We start from the raw sequence: 17254 nt of genomic DNA, 5'->3' as shown, positions 1-17254 counted from the left end.
TAAAGCTTCAAATTATTCGCAGATAAAAATTATTTTTAGTTAAAGAAAACTTTATAAATCTTCCAATAATTTCAAAGAAAGCTTTCTTAGCATAGTCAGCTCCTCATCATTCATATGCATCGAACATCGCAATTGATTGGGTAGATCAATCACTTTTTCTTTTATCTCTAAAGCTTTGTCCGTCAATATTACTTTTTTTACCCGCTCATCTTCTTTGATTGATACCCTCTTCAGAAACTCTTTTGCTTCAAGTTTTTGAACCAATGGCGTTAAAGTGCCTGAGTCAAATAACGTCTTTTCACCGAGTTCTTTGAGAGAAATATCATCTTCTTCGTACAAAGCTAAAAGAACGATGAATTGAGGGTAAGTTAAATCGAAATCTTTAAGTAATGGACGGTACTGGCGCGTAAGTGCATTCGCCACTGAATAAAGCGAAAAACAGAGTTGATCGCCTAATATCTTGTTTTCTTTCATATTTAAACCAAAAATTAAAATTATCTAAAAATTATTATAAATAATTCTTGACCATAAGTATCTTGCGTGCAAGTATTATACACGCAAGATAAATGTTGGGCTGAGCTTTGGATAGAACCAACTTCATATTGGACACAAACCCTTGGCTCAAAGTTGTATTTAAAATTTCTAACTTAAAGTGAGTTTTCACCATGAAAATCGCAACAGCTTTATTAACATCTGCTCTTTTCACTACAGCTGTTTCAGCTGAAGCTATAAATACCCCTGCTCCGACTGCGGGTGTACAAGCCTTCCTAAACGTACTCAATTCGGGTAACGGCAAACCAATGGAATTGATGACTCCAAATGAAGCTCGTCAAGTTTTAATCGGCGCACAAAAGGGAGCGAAACTTCCACCAGCACAAGTTTCAGAGAAAACAATTCAAATAAATGGTCAAAGCATTCAACTAAAAATTGTTAAACCAGAAAATGCTAAAGGCGTTCTTCCTGTATTTATGTTCTTCCATGGTGGCGGTTGGGTGTTGGGCGACTTTGCTACTCATGAACGCTTAATTCGTGATTTAGTTCGTGAGTCTGGTGCGGCGGCTGTATACGTTAACTATACGCCTTCTCCAGAAGCTCACTTCCCTGTAGCAATTAATCAGTCATATGAAGCAACCAAATGGGTCGCTAAACATGGTAAAGAAATTGGTGTTGATGGTAGCCGTTTAGCTTTAGTAGGTAATAGTGTTGGTGGCAACATGGTTGCTGCTGTTGCCCTTCAGATTAAACAATCTGGTGGTCCAAAAGTGCGTTACAACGTAATGTTGTGGCCTGTTACCAATGCTGGTTTCGACGATGCTTCTTACAATCAGTATGAAAAAGGATACTTCCTGACTAAGAACATGATGAAATGGTTCTGGGACAACTACACAACCAATGCCAATGATCGCAACAATATTTTGGCATCACCACTTCGTGCTACAAGCGAACAGCTAAAAGACTTCCCACCTACATTAATTCAAACAGCTGAATTAGATGTATTACGTGATGAAGGTGAAGATTTTGGCCGTAACTTAGATAAAGCTGGTGTTCCCGTGACTGTAACTCGTTATAACGGTTTGATTCATGACTATGGCCTGTTAAATCCGTTAAGCAACGAACCATCTGTCAAAACTGCATTATCACAAGCTGGATCTGAACTTCAAAAGCATTTGAAATAATGCTTTAAGGCAGTACTAATAATGTAAGTCTAATAAAGAAAGCATGATTTTTTAATCATGCTTTCTTACTTTTGGGTTCTTGAACAAACTTAATGCAAAGGCATTTTTTCAAACGAACCTTGTTGAGCACCAAGCTCTGAACGTACCACCTGTAACTCAAAGCCCTGTCTGTCTAACTCGGCTCTTTTACTTTTATCAGTCAAAGAAACGACGATACTCACCAAAAATGCGAGTGGCATAGAAAACAAAGCTGGATTATCAAATGGGAATATTGCTTTTTCATGGCCTAGTACACCAACCCAAACTGTCGGTGATAAAACTACAAAAGTAATTGCCGAAATGATTCCGACAAACCCACCAAATATAGCGCCGCGTGTGGTTAAATCTTTCCAATACATAGAAAGAATAAGTACAGGAAAGTTAGCGGAAGCAGCAATACCAAATGTAAGTCCCATTAAAAAAGCGATGTTCATTTTTTCAAATAAAATTCCGCATGCTATGGCAATTACACCAAGAACTACCACTGAAAGTCGAGATACAACCATTTCCTGCTTTTCAGTTGCCTTGCCTTTTTTAATTACTTTTTGAAATAAATCATGGGAAATCGCAGAAGCGCCAGCAAGTGCCAAGCCAGCCACTACAGCTAAAATCGTTGCAAATGCTACGGCAGATAAGAAACCTAGCAATAAATTTCCTCCTAGGGCTTTTGCTAGATGCATTGCAACCATGTTACTACCACCAATTAAATCTCCGCCTAAGTGTCCATCTACAAAGTAATTAGGATTAGTACCTACTATGGCGATTGAAGCTAAACCTAAAATACAAACTACAATAAAGAAGTAACCAATATAACCAGAAGCATAAAAGACTGAACGGCGTGCTTCAGCAGCATTTGGAACCGTAAAAAAGCGCATCAGAATATGAGGTAAACCTGCTAAACCGAAGATCAAACCAATAGACATAGAGAGTGTATTAATCGGGTTGGATAGCATTGGACCCGGTTCTAACACCTTTTGTCCTAATTTATGTGCATTAACGGCAGCCGCAGCCATATTATTTAAACTAAAACCAAACGCTTTAAATGCCAGAAACACTAAAACTGTTCCACCAAAGAGCAAAAGAATAGCTTTAACTATTTGTATCCATGTGGTTGCAAGCATTCCTCCAAAAATGACATACACCAACATTAGACAACCGACCAGCATGACGGCAATTTTATAATCTAGACCAAACAGTAATTTAATGAGCTGACCAGCACCCACCATTTGCAAAATTAAGTAGCAACATACAACAATAAGCGAGCCGCATGTTGCCAAAATTCGAGTTCGCTGCGGATCTAGTCGATACGAAACAATATCTGCAAAAGTATATTTACCAAGGTTTCTTAGTCTTTCGGCCATTAAGAAAGTTAAAATCGGCCAGCAAACAAAAAAGCCCGTCACATAGATAAAACCATCATAGCCTTTGAAGAAAACCATACTTGAAATACCAAGTAAGGTTGAAGCAGACATGTAGTCTCCAGCAATTGCCAAACCATTTTGCTTTGCTGAAATGGCATTTCCTGCTGTATAGAAATCTTCTTTCGATACTGTTTTCTTTGCAGCTTTAAAAGTAATAAATAATGAAAGGCCAACTACACACGCAAACATGATAATTGCGGTCCAATTTCTTGGCTCACTTTGGGCAGCCCAAACAGCAGGACTAAGTAAAGTCAGAATAGTAAAAGCAAAATATTTATTCATAATGATATTCCTTTCTTAATTTTTCTTTTTGTTTGTCAAAATATTGATTTGTAATAAATATATATAATCCCGTGATGACCCAGCTCGATACAATAACTATTGCAGCAATCGGTAAACCAATTGTGATTTTGCTTGCTTCTAGTGGCATTGAAAGTAATTCAGGACGAAAGGTAGCGGTTCCTATAAAAATAAAATAAATGCTGAGTACAATTAAACTTAAAAAAACGGCGAATCGATTTCGTTGCTTTACCATCTTTTTAAATTTCACATCAAAAACGATATTTGCTTCCTGAGGGTAGTTCATATAAAAAGTCCTTTTTTATGTAGATGATTATTTACATTCAGCAAAAGCACTATTGATGAAATAGTCGTGATAACGTTCTCTCAATATTTTTTTACTGATTTTTCCAGTGGGCGTATGCGGTATTTCTTCAACCAATATGGTTGCTGACGGAATGGCCCATTTATGTAATTTGGATGATAGAAAAACGACAATTTCAGAATGTTCAATTTTTTCTTGTGGAGATTTTGGCACCAAAATTAAAAGTGGGCGTTCTCCCCATTTCGGATGATTGGCAGCAATAACGGCGGCTTCTGCAACTTTTTCATATCCCATCGCTGCATTTTCAACTTCAACACTACTAACCCACTCTCCTCCGGACTTGATCATATCTTTGGCACGGTCTGTAATATGCATATATCCATATTCATCTATACACGCGATATCTCCCGTATCGAACCATTTGTCCTCTTCTTCTAATGCTTTGGGTTGATTAATATATTGCTTAGCAATTGTATGACCCCTTACTTCTAGAATGCCTTCATGCACACCATTGTGAGGAAGCAATTGATGGTTCTCATCACGCAATCTCATTTGAACGCCGAAGATAGGTTTGCCGCATTTAATTGATTGGATTTCGATATTATTTTTGATTTGATCTAAACGATTACAGACTGCCATCGAACTTGTTTCAGTCATTCCCCAAGCATTTTCAACAGAAACTCCATAATGGCTCAAAGACTCAATCAGCGAATATGGCGCAGCAGAACCACCAGATATCGCCCGTTTTAAACTGACTGATGAAATATGGTGATCTTCAAGATAATTTTTAAAAGCATTCCAGATGGTCGGAACAGCCATAGAAATATCGACGTGTTCTGATTGGATCAGATTAAAAATTTTCTCGGTTTGACCTGCAAATGAGTGAGGCCAAACGATTTTTGCCCCCGATAAAACCGCATTAAATGGCATTCCCCACGCGCTAATATGATAAAGCGGAACCAAAGGCATAATGCAGCTATCATGCGTTAAGCCAATCGCATTTGGCATACCGAGTATTAATGCATGCAATACGGTACTACGATGTGAGTAAAGAACACCTTTAGGATCACCAGTAGTACCTGATGTATAGCAAAGACCACTTGCACATTCTTCAGGGATATCTGGCCAATCATAATAAGATTGCTCTGGAGCAATGATTTCCTCATAAAAGACAAAATCAAATTGTGCTTTTAGATTTTTATTCGCATCACCAAGCACAATAAAATGTTTTATGACTGGCTTTATATTGTCATAAATAGAATCAACTAATGCCAAACAATCTGGTTCAATAATGAGTACTTCATCTTGAGCAGAATTGATAATTTGAATGAGTTGTTCAGGCGCCAATTTAGGATTAATTGTATGGTAAATTCTTCCCGTACATGGAATGGCATAGTGCAATTCAAAATGCTGATATGAGTTCCATGCCATCGTTCCGACTTTAGCATCAGAACTTATATTTAATCGGTCTAGCGCATTGGCAAACTGAGCTACACGTTCAAAAGCATCTTTATATGTATATCGATGTTTAGTTATCCCATCTGCTTTCAAAGTCACAATTTCTTGATCTGCGTAAACTGTCAAAGCATGCTGCATTATTGAAGTAATGTTTAAATTACAATGCATCATTAATCCATTCGTCATTCTTATTTCCTCACACAATTTAGCAACTGATTCAGATGCTTATATGAGTCAATGCAACTATGATTCCAAATATTTTAATTATTATTTTCAACAACTTACATGATTTTATTATTTTTCTTTTTTGAAAAAATTTCAATTTTGAAATTAATTATTTATGAGTTTCATTCTACGCCATAAAGTCGTTCGACTAATCCCAAGTTTTTGCGCAGCAAGGTCTAAATCACCATCTACTTCTGCAAGTGTCCGTTCAATCAAACTCAACTCTTGAATAACTTTTACTTCTTTTAATAAAGGTTGCGCAGCGTGGTGACTTTGAGATTGAAATAGCTCGGGTAACTGTTGCTTTAAAAATTCTGGAGTTAAAATTTCATGATCAAGCTGTAATAGCACATTGATTCTTTCAACAATATTTTCAAGTTCGCGTATATTGCCCGGCCAAGAATAGTGTAAAAAAGCCTTCTGTAAAATATTCGGCAAATCCTCCAGTGTTTTTCTATATTTCTCTAGAAAGGAATTTGCTAAATATAAGATATCTTCTTTTCGTTCATTTAAAGACGGTGTATACACTCTTAAAATATTTAAACGATAGTAGAGATCTGCCCGAAAGGCTCCATTTCGTACTAACTCTTCTAAGTTCGCATGAGTTGCAGCAATCACGCGTATATCTAAATGATGACTCACCACTGAGCCTAAGCGGTTAATTTGTCTTTCTTGTAAGACTCGTAAAAATCTAGTTTGTAGATGTAATGGCATATCTCCAATTTCATCTAAAAAAAGCGTACCCGTATGAGCAGCTTCAATGAGGCCAATACGCCCATTTTTCTTAGCCCCAGTAAAGGCACCTTCTTCATAACCAAATAACTCGCTTTCTAACAAGCTTTCTGGAAAAGACGCACAGTTGATTGCAACAAATGGTGCTTTATAACGGCTGCTATGATTATGAATACTTTGTGCTAAAACTTCTTTACCTGTACCACTTTCACCCGTAATGAGAATGGTACTATCGGTTTTTGCATATGCTTTGGATAACTTGATGATTTGTTGAAAATTAGCGTTTTTCGTCAAAATCTGGTCAAAGGTATATCTTGTATTAAAATTCTTTGATGAAACCTTTCTAAACTGACTATTAGACTGCTCTAATGCATTTAGTTCCTGCACTCTTAAGATATAGCCATCTATATAGTCATTTTTTAGTTTGGAAATATATACAGCAAGTTTTAAATTTTTAAATTGAACGAGTTGATGACTGTTTTCTTGATCGATATCGAAGTTTAATCCTTCAAAAATTTCGAGTGCTGATTTGTTTAAAACGTCTGAAGAGTCTTTTTCAAGTAACGAACTCATTGAATTATTAATTAAAGAAATCTTTTTTTGCTTTGTAATAAAACAAATGCCTTCATTTAAGTGATTAAATATCTCGGTTAAACGTAAGGTTGAATATTGTTCTCTGCGAATTTTTTCAAGCGTACGTAAGGCATTTTGCAGAAGATCTTTTAAAGACGGCACACTAATCGCCAAATGTCCGACTAGATTTTCATTCAGTGCTAGCTCTACTGCAACAGGCGAGCCAATAATGGCATCAAAACCTTGATTTTTAATTAAATGAATTGTTTTTTTAGCATCTAAATATGAATCATAGTTAAACTGTTGTATATCTAAAGCAAAAATATCTGAGTAGTTCTCAAGATCGACCGTAGATGTATTCCCAACCAAAGCAATGCGCTTATATTGTTTTAAGTTTGATATGGCCTGAATGACATCAAAAGTACCAGTTCGAATGACCTGAATATCAATGTTTAATTTCTTTTGTAGAAAACTTGCGGTTGCTCCCGTACATAGAAGAATCTGACAGCCATTTTCTACTAAGCTTTGAGCAACATCTTGTACATCTGAAATATGGCATTCCACCAAATCAATTTCGTTCGACTCTACTTCACTAATCGCCTGCTCAACCAAAGAACGAAAACCATTAATATTAGGTTTTTTAATATAGGTGACCAAAATATTAATTGGTTTTCGATTAAGCATTTTTTACTCCATTAAAAAACGTTTTATATAGGCGCAGCGCTATGACCGCCATCGACTTTAATTTCGATACCTGTTATGCCTTGACCTGCTTGCGAAGCAAGTAACAGTAAAGGTCCATTTAAGTCATCAAATTCTACAAACTTCCTTGTTGGAATTTTCTTTAAAAGCTGTTGGCCCAATTCGCCAGTTAAATATTCTTCATTAATTTCAGTAACCATATAGCCTGGGGCGATAGCATTTACATTTATACCAAATCTAGCCAGTTCTACTGCCATAACTTCTGTTAAATGGCGTAACCCTGCCTTTGATGCACAGTATGGACTAACGCCAAGGTTTGTAGACTGAGACAGAATTGACGTGATATTGATGATCGATCCTTTACGACAAGCCTTAACCATATGTTGCACAACTTCTTGTGCACATTGCCAAGGTGCTTTAAGGTTAGTATCGACAATCTTATCCCAATCTTCATCGTTATAGTCTAAGAAACGCTTGGTATCACTCACACCAGCATTATTAATTAGAACATCTACTGTGACTCCTTCAGCTTCTAAAGAACTAAGCATATCTTTCACAGCGGAACGGTCATTTACATCTAATGCAAAGGTATAAACTTTCACTCCAAATTCATTTTTTATATGCGATTCTAATTCCTTCAATCGCGCTAACCGTCTGGCACAAATAACGATATTGGCGCCTTCTTTTGCAAATAATTCAGCTATATGATGCCCTAGACCACTTGAAGCACCAGTAATTAAAATATATTTATCTTTTACATCAAAAATATTCATTCTCTTATCCCTGTTTTATTATGCCTGCTTCCCTAATAGTTTCTTGGCAATGCTCATACGGTGAACTTCATTTGCGCCATCATAAATTCTGAAACCACGTGCATCTTTAAAAATCTTGCAGACTACTGATTCATCTGTCATTGCCTGTCCACCTAAAATCTGAACTGATCGGTCCACCACACGCCAGATACCTTCAGAGCTGATCACTTTGACTAGGCTTGACTCGTAATTTCCTTTCTCACTCAAATCTAAAACCTGCGCACAATAGTGAACAGCTAATCGAGTTGTTAAAATATCCATTTCATTATCGGCAAGCATAAAACCTACGCCTTGATGATCTCCTAATCTCTTACCAAAAGATTGGCGTTCTCGTGCATATTGAGTAGCAATATCATGTGCTCTCCTTGCTTGCCCCAACCATCTCATACAATGTGTTAAACGTGCTGGTGCAAGACGAACTTGAGCATATTTAAAGCCTTTACCAATTTCACCCAACACATTTTCTTTAGGTATACGTAAGTTTTCAAAGCGTAAAATGCCGTGTCCACCTGAAAAGCATGAGTCCATAGCATTCATATTTTTTTCTAATGTAAAGCCTTCAACATTGGTGTCTGTTAGAAACATTGAAGCGGAGCCATCTTCCATTTTTGCCATAATAATCGCAACACTCGCTCCATCGGCTCCTGTAATTAACCATTTACGCCCATTAATAATATAGTCATCGCCATCTTCAATTGCTGTTGTTTGAAGCATGGATGGATCCGAGCCAGCACCCGGTGCCGGTTCCGTCATGGCAAAGCACGATCTAATTTCTCCAGCTACCAATTTTCTTAACCATCTTTGTTTTTGCGCATCGTTTGCGACAGCATCTAAAAGATGAATATTTCCTTCATCTGGTGCATGAATATTTAAAGCGATTGGACCTAAAGCAGAATATCCTGCTTCTTCGAAAGCCACAGCCTTTTGCAGATGCGACCAGCCAAGCCCTCCCATTTCTTGACTTGCATGGGGAGTTAGCAGCCCCCAACCACGCGCGCGACTCACTAACTCTTGGCGTAAAGCTTCACTAGGGCCATGGCTATCTTGACGAGGGTCACTTTCTAATGGAATCACCTCTTGTTGAATAAATTCTCTAACTTTCTGTTGTAGTTCTAATAATTCATTAGATAGTGTAATCATGAGCTGAGTTCCTTTAATTTAAAGCCTTGAGTCGCGATATAAGTTTCATACACATCATCCATAGCGCTATTAAATAGCTCATTTTTAATCAGATTGTACGGCGTGAAATTTTGGAGTTTAATTCGTTTGCTTATTACCCTTTGATTTTCAATCGTTAGATCAAGAATATTTAAGCAGCCATAATCTTGTTCCTGCGAATAAACATCTTTGAAGTCATGTCCATATACCCAATTAATGAATATTCGATTTACAATATCGTGTGAAGAAATCAGAATATTTTGGTCTTTGTCTGCTGTTAAAATCATGTTTTCAAACCATGTCAGTACACGAGTAATAAAGAGCGACCAACTCTCGCCTTGTACAAATAATTCAAGGTTATTTTTATGGAACTGATAGGCCTTTTTGATTTCCAGTTCAGCGCGATCCAACGAAATTTCTCTTAAACGTCCTGCTCTTATTTCCCGAATATCATCGAATGACTGAATGTCTGTATGTTCGTTTTGATAGCGCTTCAAAATTCCGGCTGTCTGAATCGAACGTGGCATAGTAGATGAGTAAATTTTTTCAAAACTAACATCTTGTAGTTGATGAGCAAGTTGTTGTATTTGCTCTATTCCTCGTTCGGACAACTGTGCAAACTTAGGATTAATCGGGTTCTTATCTGCATCAAAGTATGAGACATGGCCATGCCGAACTAAATAAATTCGTAGCCGATATTTATCCATGTTGAGCCGCCTTTGGTTCAGTAATTTTTAAGTCTTCCGAATTAAGTGCTTTTAATATCTCAAATGTTTGATCCGATTGTTTACCTTCACGGATATCGCTAATAAACAATTGAATAGCCTCATCAACATCTTTAATTGGAAAAGAAAAATAATCTTGCACAATGCCTGAACGATGCAATGTAGAAATATCCTTTTGCAAAATATAAGCCTGCAAAATTTCCAAGCTTCTCATGAGCATTAACAAGTTATATTTCTGACTGCCCGATTGCGGTAAAAGCTCATTCTTAATGACGGCTTGGCTGGCTTTAATCAGGTCAATTATTTTTTGCTCGCTCATTCTTTTTCTCCCAATATTTCCAGGATATTTTTTTCAAGGCGGGGAACTAAAAATTCCGTTAGGGCTAATTCGAGCGATGGAGTATCCATCTCGTTGTTTCGGTCAGACTGCTGCATCGCAATAATTGCCCATCGAACATGAGACAGTACATGCCAAAACTTCATTTCAAATTCAGGGATATAAATATCGGAAATCTCAGCATAAGCTTTCGCAAAGTCCTTATATGAACCTATTCCCCCCGCTATATTTTCATCGTGACCAAAACGCCAGCATTTAGAGGTAAACCATCCTAGGTCTTCTCTTCGATCACCCCATTGAGTAAATTCCCAATCTAAAATTCCTGAAATTTGATCATCATTAATCATGATGTTACCAATGCGGTAATCACCATGAACTAGTACCAAATCATCAACTTTTGGAAGATTGTTAAACATCCATTGAATAGCGTACTCAAGGATTGGACGCTGTCTTTTTAAGCTGTCCAGTTGTTCTAGAAAACCTGTAAGCTTTTTTTCTAAATATTGATCTTTATCTGGCTTAGGAAGTAGTTTCTCTAATACTTCATCTGATTGAATGGCATGAATTAAAGCAAGTTGCTTACCAATGTCTTGAGTAATCTTTTTACGTTTTTCTTCTTCTGTAATTCGAACTAATTTATGGCCTTCTGTTACACCATCAATTTTTTTCATAATGAAGAAATCACTATTTAAAAAGTTAGGTGACTTCTCGAAATAAAGTGGCTCTGGTACTTTAATGCCAAAGTGATATAACCGATCTAAAAGTAAAAATTCCTGCTCCCGATCTGAACTAGCCTCTACACTAGATTCGGCATTTTTACGCAGTACTAATGCAAAATCTTCAGATTGAACTAACCAATTTTCTTGGATAGCTCCACCACTCATTTTTTTTAACTGAATTTCATGAGGGATTAGCCCTAGATTTTGCTGCAATATTCCACTCAATTGCAGTATATGATTTGCATTCATTATTTACTCCTTGTAGCCAATCCTACTGGAGCAAATTATATGCCACTATTTTTACATTTAAATTCAATAACTTAAAAATCAACCATTGTTTCAAATATGAAATTTATTTCATATTTGAAATTTCTTATTCTAGAACTCATCATTTTGCCATTCATCGGCGATTTTTGAAAAAACCTTGACCTTAAACCTTACTTTAAGCATAGGATGCTCAATAGGTAAATATGAGGAGCCTACCATGCCTAAAGTTTGGAGTTTTCAGCGTTGGTTCATTGCCATCTTTATGGCTTTTTTAGCAGTAAGCTATGCAAATGCATCTGATCAAGTACAAAATCAAGAAACGGCTAAAAGCAAAGGTAAAATTTTAGTCGTCATGACAAATCATTCAGCCTATCCGACTCGTTCAGATAAAACTGGCTTATGGCTTACTGAATTAACTCATTTTTATGATGTTGCTAAGGCTGCTGGCTATGACATGGATTTTGTCAGTCCTCAAGGTGGAGTTGTACCACTTGATGAACGTAGTATGAAGCCTATTTACGTTGATAAATCAGCTCGAAAACTTTTAGCTGATCGTCAGTTTATGTATCGCTTAAACCACACTTTGGCACCAAGCAGTATCGATCCAACACGCTATAAAGCAATTTATTATACGGGTGGACATGGAACAATGTGGGACTTCCCAGATAATAAAGAACTAAAAAATATTAGTGAAAGCATTTATCGCCAAGGTGGTATCGTTTCAGCGGTTTGTCATGGTGTGGGAGGCTTATTACCGTTGGTAGGTGAAGATGGTAAACCACTCATTTCAGGTAGAACTGTTACTGGGTTCGCTAATAAAGAAGAAACTTTATCTGGAATAAAATCTCAAGTTCCATTTTCCTTACAAAATAGCTTAATTAACCACGGCGCTAAATATAAGCAAGGCTTTCTTCCATTTACTTCATATGTAGTATCGGATGACAGAATCATTACTGGACAAAACCCTCAATCTAGTAAAGAAATTGCCGAAGCCGTTGTTAAACGCTTAAGTACTCTTAAGTAATTTATCAAAATAGTTTTTAAAAAGAGAACCAGAATTTTATATTCTGGTTCTCTTTTTTTAATGCATAAAAAATCATATCTTTTATTTCTTAATATTCTAATTTTATTTTTAATAAAATTTAAAATAAAGATAAAAAAGCTTGACCTTCAACCTTACTTTAATCTTAGCATTAATACATGGTCTATAGGAGGAACATATCAGTGTTCAACAAGCTTAATCTACCTCAAACAGTTACTGCGTTATCCGTAAGTTTATTATTGAGTTTTTCAGCTCAAGCGGTTGAGACTAACTCAAGTTCTGTACAACAACCATCAAACTCAAGCACTTCACAGGAAACAACTGTTGTAGAGTTTGGGCCTTATAAAGTTAATGTTCCAAAAGGTGGCTATTACGATCGTTTTCGTATGAACCCGAATCTAGACGAAGTTGCAAAAGATCCTGCAGCTGGAAATATTGATTATTTCCGTACCATCCCAAAAAAACTTGTAGATACTAGAGTGGGTAAAGTATGGTCTCCGAATTTTTATTACCGTACTAGCAATATCCAACTCTTGATGCTTGCTCCGATTTCTAAAGTAAAAGCAAAACTCCCTGCTCCACTTGAACCATTACAACCTATCCCAGGCTATGGTTTGGTTTCATTAACATTCTTCTCTTATGCAGTCGGTGATGTCGACCCATATGATGAAGTTTCGGTTGCTGTGGTTGTACGCCAACCTGGTGCTCATCACTTCAATACCACAGAATTATTGAGTTCAATGCGTAACCATAAATATTATGGTCATGTACTCGCATTACCAGTAAATACAGAAATTGCTCGTGTTCGTGGTGTGTATGGTTACCAATTACCAAAATGGTTAACACCTATTGATATGAAAATTGGTGATAAATCAGTTCAAGCTCATATTTATAATACTGATGGTAAACCTGATTTAAGTGTAGCAGCACCATTGCCAGAAATTAAAATTGTGAAACCACAATCTCATATTGAAACAAAAACCATGTATCAATTGGTAGATGGGAAATGGCACAGCACTTCTGTAGAGTCTAATACTTTGGCATTTGGACAAAAGCTTTTTCCAAAGAACGTTCAAATTGTAAAAAGTGGTGGGCCGCTGAGTAAGTTGCTTGATGAACTAGGAGCTAATAAAGTTCTACGTTTTGATGTAGTGAAAGATGCACAATTGGCATTAAATATGCCTGTTCCATATCCATCACTCGATAAATCGACAGCTAAAAAATAATTTTAAAGAGCCCTTTCTACTTATTATGAAAAGAAAGGGCTACGATTATTTCTGTTATATATAATAATATTTTTTATATTTTAATTTATTTACAAAAACTCTAGTTGCTTTAAATATATTATCTGGAAACAATAAAGTTCCATTCTCTTTTAAATAATATTATTTAAATCGAATCTTTGAAGATGAATTTTGAGTTAATGTACCAAAATCCAAATCTAGTAAAGGTATTGCTGTTTCAGGTAAAGCTAAAGCCTCTTTATAAGCGGTCTTTGCTTGAGGTGTTAAATATAAATGATTAAGTTTTTCATCACTTTTAAATCCAATTGGAAATTGATAATGAAATTTCAAAGGTTTTTCAATATTAAAAGTAAAAATTGGTAATTGTAAGTTACTCTTATCTTTACCATATGTTGCATCTGCTAAAACATATTGATGAACATAATCAATTGCAAAATTAGAAAGCGTTAAACTCTTCAAACTTCCATCTTCTGCAATACGTGAATATACCATCACTGTACCTTTTGCTCGTCCCAGTAAAATTTTCATCTTGGAGCCAATCACAATACTGCTCACAGGATAGTTAAATTTAGTTGGATTTCCGCCAATATTCGGTTCATCAATGGGTGTAGCAGTACCTTTGGCTTCAGCTTTAATCCCTAATCGCTCCCAAAAAATCTCGTCTTAGCGTTTCTGGAAAGGTATGTATTGAATCTGATTTGGTAAAACCCACAGGAATGGTCAGCCCTGCTTGTACATTACTTGTGAAGAATAATGATTGAATACCGAGGCTGAGTGTAAATATTAATTTTTTCATTCGATGCTATAAAATAGTGAAGTACATAAAGCTATTATTTAGATAGCCTTATGTACTAATTTAAAGATTTAAATAAAACTTGGTAAACCACGTGCAGGGTCAGTTTCTCTAGCTGCTTGAGCATTTTCAACTGTCAAACCAAGCGCCTTAGCAACACCTTCGCCATAAGCTGGATGACATGCATAGCAGTTACGAATGTGGCGATATTTAATGAAATCAAGAGCATCACCCATTGCGCGTGCAGTATTATCAAATAAAGCCTGTTGTTGCTCAGGAGTCATAAGTTCAAACAAAGCACGAGGCTGACTGAAATAATCGTTGTCATCTTCACGATAATTCCAGAAATCAGCATCTCCATTGATTTTTAACGGTGGTTCTTTGTACTGAGGCTGCTCTTGCCATTGTCCAAAACTATTTGGCTCGTAATGTGGAAGTCCACCATAATTGGCATCGATGCGTCCTTGACCGTCACGGTGATTACTATGAACTGGGCAACGTGCTGCATTTACAGGTATTTGCTGGTAGTTCACACCTAAACGATAACGCTGGGCATCAGCATAGTTAAATAAACGGGCTTGCAACATGCGGTCTGGTGAAGCGCTAATGCCTGGAACGAGATTACTTGGCGCAAAAGCAGATTGTTCAACATCTAAGAAGAAGTTTTCAGGGTTCCGATTCAACTCAAACTCACCAATCTCAATTAACGGATAATCTCCATGAGGCCAGATTTTAGTTAAATCAAATGGATGATATGGAACCCTTTCAGCCTCTTGTTCTGGCATTACCTGTACATAGAGAGTCCACTTAGGGAAATCTTTGCGTTCAATTGCATCAAATAAGTCACGTTGATGACTTTCGCGATCATGACCCACTAAGTCACCAGCTTCAGCATCTGTTAAATTTTTAATTCCTTGCTGAGTACGAAAATGAAATTTCACCCAGAAACGTTCATTCGCACTATTGATGAAACTGTAGGTATGACTACTAAAACCGTGCATATGGCGGTAAGAAGCAGGAATACCTCGATCAGACATGACAATAGTGACCTGATGTAAAGCTTCAGGTAATAAAGTCCAGAAATCCCAGTTATTCGTTGCGCTACGCAAGTTAGTTTTAGGATCGCGTTTTACTGCTTTATTTAAATCTGGAAATTTACGTGGATCACGTAAGAAGAACACTGGTGTATTGTTACCCACCATGTCCCAGTTACCTTCTTCTGTATAAAATTTTAAAGCAAAGCCGCGAATATCTCGTTCAGCATCTGCTGCTCCACGTTCACCAGCTACTGTGGTAAATCGGGCAAACATTTCCGTTTTTTTACCAATTTCGCTAAATATTTTAGCGCGGGTATATTGAGTAATATCATGAGTCACTGTGAAAGTACCGAATGCACCTGAACCTTTTGCATGCATACGGCGTTCTGGAATTACTTCACGAACAAAGTTAGCTAGTTTCTCATTTAGCCATAGGTCTTGAGCAAGTAGAGGTCCTCTTGCACCTGCCGTCATACTATTCTGGTTGTCTACAACTGGAGCCCCAAAATCAGTAGTAAGTTGGGAAAAAGGACATTTTTTAGTATCGTCATTCATTAATATGCACCCGAAAAATAATCAATCGAATCAATATAAAAAAGGGCAGTCGATTTTGGCTGCCCTCTTTTTAAAACTTAACTTCTAATAAATGCTAAAAGATCTTTATTAATTGTTTCTGCTTCTGTAGTTGGCATTCCGTGAGGGAATCCTGGGTAACTAATTAATTTACCGTTTTTAACGAGTTCTGCAGATTTTTTACCAGAAATTTCAAAAGGAACCACCTGATCATCTTCACCATGTAAGATGAGAACTGGAACTTCGATCTTTTTGAGGGCTTCAGTAAAATCTGTTTGAGAGAAGGCAACAATTCCGTCGTAATGAGCTTTTGCTCCACCCATCATGCCCTGACGCCACCAATTCAACACCACAGGTTCTGATACTTTCGCTCCTGGGCGATTAAATCCATAAAATGGACCTGCTGGTACATCGTGATAAAACTGTGAACGATTTTTAAAAAGTTGATTTTGAAGGTCATCAAAAACTTCTTTTGGTAAACCATCTGGATTACTTTCAGTTTTTACCATGAGTGGAGGAACGGCACTAATTAAAACAGCTTTAGCGACAGGGTCATTAGGATAACGAGCAACATAATACGCTACTTCACCACCACCTGTTGAATGCCCCACATGTACCGCGCCTTGTACACCTAAATGCTCAACAACAGCAGCAACGTCATCTGCATAATGGTCCATATCATGACCATCCCAGACTTGAGTTGAACGACCATGACCACGGCGGTCATGAGCAACGACACGAAAACCTTCTTTAAGGAAAAAAAGCATCTGCGCATCCCAGTCATCTGAACTGAGCGGCCAACCATGGTGGAAGAAAATAACTGGAGCATCTTTTGGCCCCCAATCTTTATAAAAAATATCTACGCCGTCTTTTGTTGTGACATATCCCATTTTTGTTTCTCCTGTGTAAAAGTTACACTATCGATTTACTGTATATGCTCTAATTAATTCGTAATAAGTACATATATAATTTTCAATCCTATCCTCATGGACAGTCATTACATAGTAAGGTTAAAGTTCACTTGAAGGTCAATAGAGTTTAGTAAAAACAACGTTTAAAAATGTAAAAAAATAATTTCTACACTACTAAAAACTAAGGATTTTCTTTAGCCCATCTA

16 protein-coding genes are annotated in these 17254 nt (G+C 36.9%); 3 read left to right on the top strand and 13 right to left on the bottom strand.

The window, feature by feature from the left end:
- Positions 1-51: 51 nt before the first annotated feature.
- Positions 52-474: a MarR family winged helix-turn-helix transcriptional regulator gene (locus tag RMB03_RS10690; protein ID WP_024437916.1), complete on the bottom strand. Its 423-nt coding sequence runs from the start codon at positions 472-474 to the stop codon at positions 52-54.
- Positions 475-665: 191 nt separating this feature from the next.
- On the opposite strand from RMB03_RS10690, the gene RMB03_RS10685 reads away from it, so the two are divergent.
- A complete protein-coding gene (locus RMB03_RS10685; protein WP_311075993.1) occupies positions 666-1676 on the top strand; it encodes an alpha/beta hydrolase in 1011 nt (336 codons plus the stop codon).
- Between the two features lie 89 nt (positions 1677-1765).
- On the opposite strand, the gene actP is transcribed toward RMB03_RS10685, so the two are convergent.
- The 9 genes from actP to RMB03_RS10640 all read right to left on the bottom strand — a co-directional run bounded on the left by actP (position 1766) and on the right by RMB03_RS10640 (position 11430).
- A complete protein-coding gene (gene actP / locus RMB03_RS10680; RefSeq protein ID WP_311075991.1) occupies positions 1766-3418 on the bottom strand; it encodes a cation/acetate symporter ActP in 1653 nt (550 codons plus the stop codon).
- On the bottom strand, positions 3411-3722 hold the full coding sequence (locus RMB03_RS10675) for a DUF485 domain-containing protein (RefSeq protein WP_311075989.1): 312 nt from the start codon (positions 3720-3722) through the stop codon (positions 3411-3413). The genes actP and RMB03_RS10675 overlap by 8 nt, the downstream gene beginning before the upstream one ends.
- A 27-nt stretch (positions 3723-3749) precedes the next feature.
- A complete protein-coding gene (locus tag RMB03_RS10670) occupies positions 3750-5384 on the bottom strand; it encodes a long-chain-fatty-acid--CoA ligase (protein ID WP_311075987.1) in 1635 nt (544 codons plus the stop codon).
- Between the two features lie 144 nt (positions 5385-5528).
- Positions 5529-7412 carry a sigma 54-interacting transcriptional regulator gene (locus RMB03_RS10665; RefSeq protein WP_311075985.1) on the bottom strand — a complete coding sequence of 628 codons (1884 nt, stop codon included), beginning with the start codon at positions 7410-7412 and terminating at the stop codon, positions 5529-5531.
- A gap of 23 nt (positions 7413-7435) precedes the next feature.
- A complete protein-coding gene (locus RMB03_RS10660) occupies positions 7436-8203 on the bottom strand; it encodes an SDR family oxidoreductase (protein ID WP_311075983.1) in 768 nt (255 codons plus the stop codon).
- Positions 8204-8221: 18 nt separating this feature from the next.
- Positions 8222-9382, bottom strand: a complete 1161-nt coding sequence (locus RMB03_RS10655; RefSeq protein WP_311075981.1) for an acyl-CoA dehydrogenase — start codon at positions 9380-9382, stop codon at positions 8222-8224.
- Complete coding sequence (locus RMB03_RS10650) at positions 9379-10107, bottom strand: histidine phosphatase family protein (RefSeq protein ID WP_311075979.1); 729 nt, start codon at positions 10105-10107, stop codon at positions 9379-9381. The genes RMB03_RS10655 and RMB03_RS10650 overlap by 4 nt, the downstream gene beginning before the upstream one ends.
- Positions 10100-10444: a hypothetical protein gene (locus RMB03_RS10645; RefSeq protein WP_032869178.1), complete on the bottom strand. Its 345-nt coding sequence runs from the start codon at positions 10442-10444 to the stop codon at positions 10100-10102. Before RMB03_RS10645 ends, RMB03_RS10650 begins: the two co-directional genes overlap by 8 nt.
- Positions 10441-11430, bottom strand: a complete 990-nt coding sequence (locus tag RMB03_RS10640; RefSeq protein ID WP_311075976.1) for a phosphotransferase family protein — start codon at positions 11428-11430, stop codon at positions 10441-10443. The genes RMB03_RS10645 and RMB03_RS10640 overlap by 4 nt, the downstream gene beginning before the upstream one ends.
- Positions 11431-11665: 235 nt before the next feature.
- On the opposite strand from RMB03_RS10640, the gene RMB03_RS10635 reads away from it, so the two are divergent.
- Positions 11666-12472: a type 1 glutamine amidotransferase domain-containing protein gene (locus RMB03_RS10635; protein ID WP_311075974.1), complete on the top strand. Its 807-nt coding sequence runs from the start codon at positions 11666-11668 to the stop codon at positions 12470-12472.
- 200 nt (positions 12473-12672) lie between these two features.
- Complete coding sequence (locus RMB03_RS10630; RefSeq protein WP_311075973.1) at positions 12673-13716, top strand: acetoacetate decarboxylase; 1044 nt, start codon at positions 12673-12675, stop codon at positions 13714-13716.
- Between the two features lie 159 nt (positions 13717-13875).
- Here RMB03_RS10630 and RMB03_RS10625 read toward each other — a convergent pair whose 3' ends face one another.
- The 3 genes from RMB03_RS10625 to RMB03_RS10615 all read right to left on the bottom strand — a co-directional run bounded on the left by RMB03_RS10625 (position 13876) and on the right by RMB03_RS10615 (position 17027).
- Positions 13876-14262, bottom strand: coding sequence for a hypothetical protein (locus RMB03_RS10625; protein ID WP_311075971.1), 387 nt, complete (start codon positions 14260-14262; stop codon positions 13876-13878).
- Positions 14263-14598: 336 nt separating this feature from the next.
- On the bottom strand, positions 14599-16119 hold the full coding sequence (locus tag RMB03_RS10620) for a catalase (protein WP_311075969.1): 1521 nt from the start codon (positions 16117-16119) through the stop codon (positions 14599-14601).
- A 77-nt stretch (positions 16120-16196) separates the two neighbouring features.
- On the bottom strand, positions 16197-17027 hold the full coding sequence (locus tag RMB03_RS10615) for an alpha/beta hydrolase (protein WP_311075967.1): 831 nt from the start codon (positions 17025-17027) through the stop codon (positions 16197-16199).
- Positions 17028-17254: the final 227 nt, after the last annotated feature.

It is taken from the genome of Acinetobacter sp. V91_7, assembly GCF_031799075.1.
Classification (GTDB): domain Bacteria; phylum Pseudomonadota; class Gammaproteobacteria; order Pseudomonadales; family Moraxellaceae; genus Acinetobacter; species Acinetobacter calcoaceticus.
Note: the sequence above shows the minus strand (reverse complement) of the source record. Positions and strands in the feature narration are given on the sequence as shown.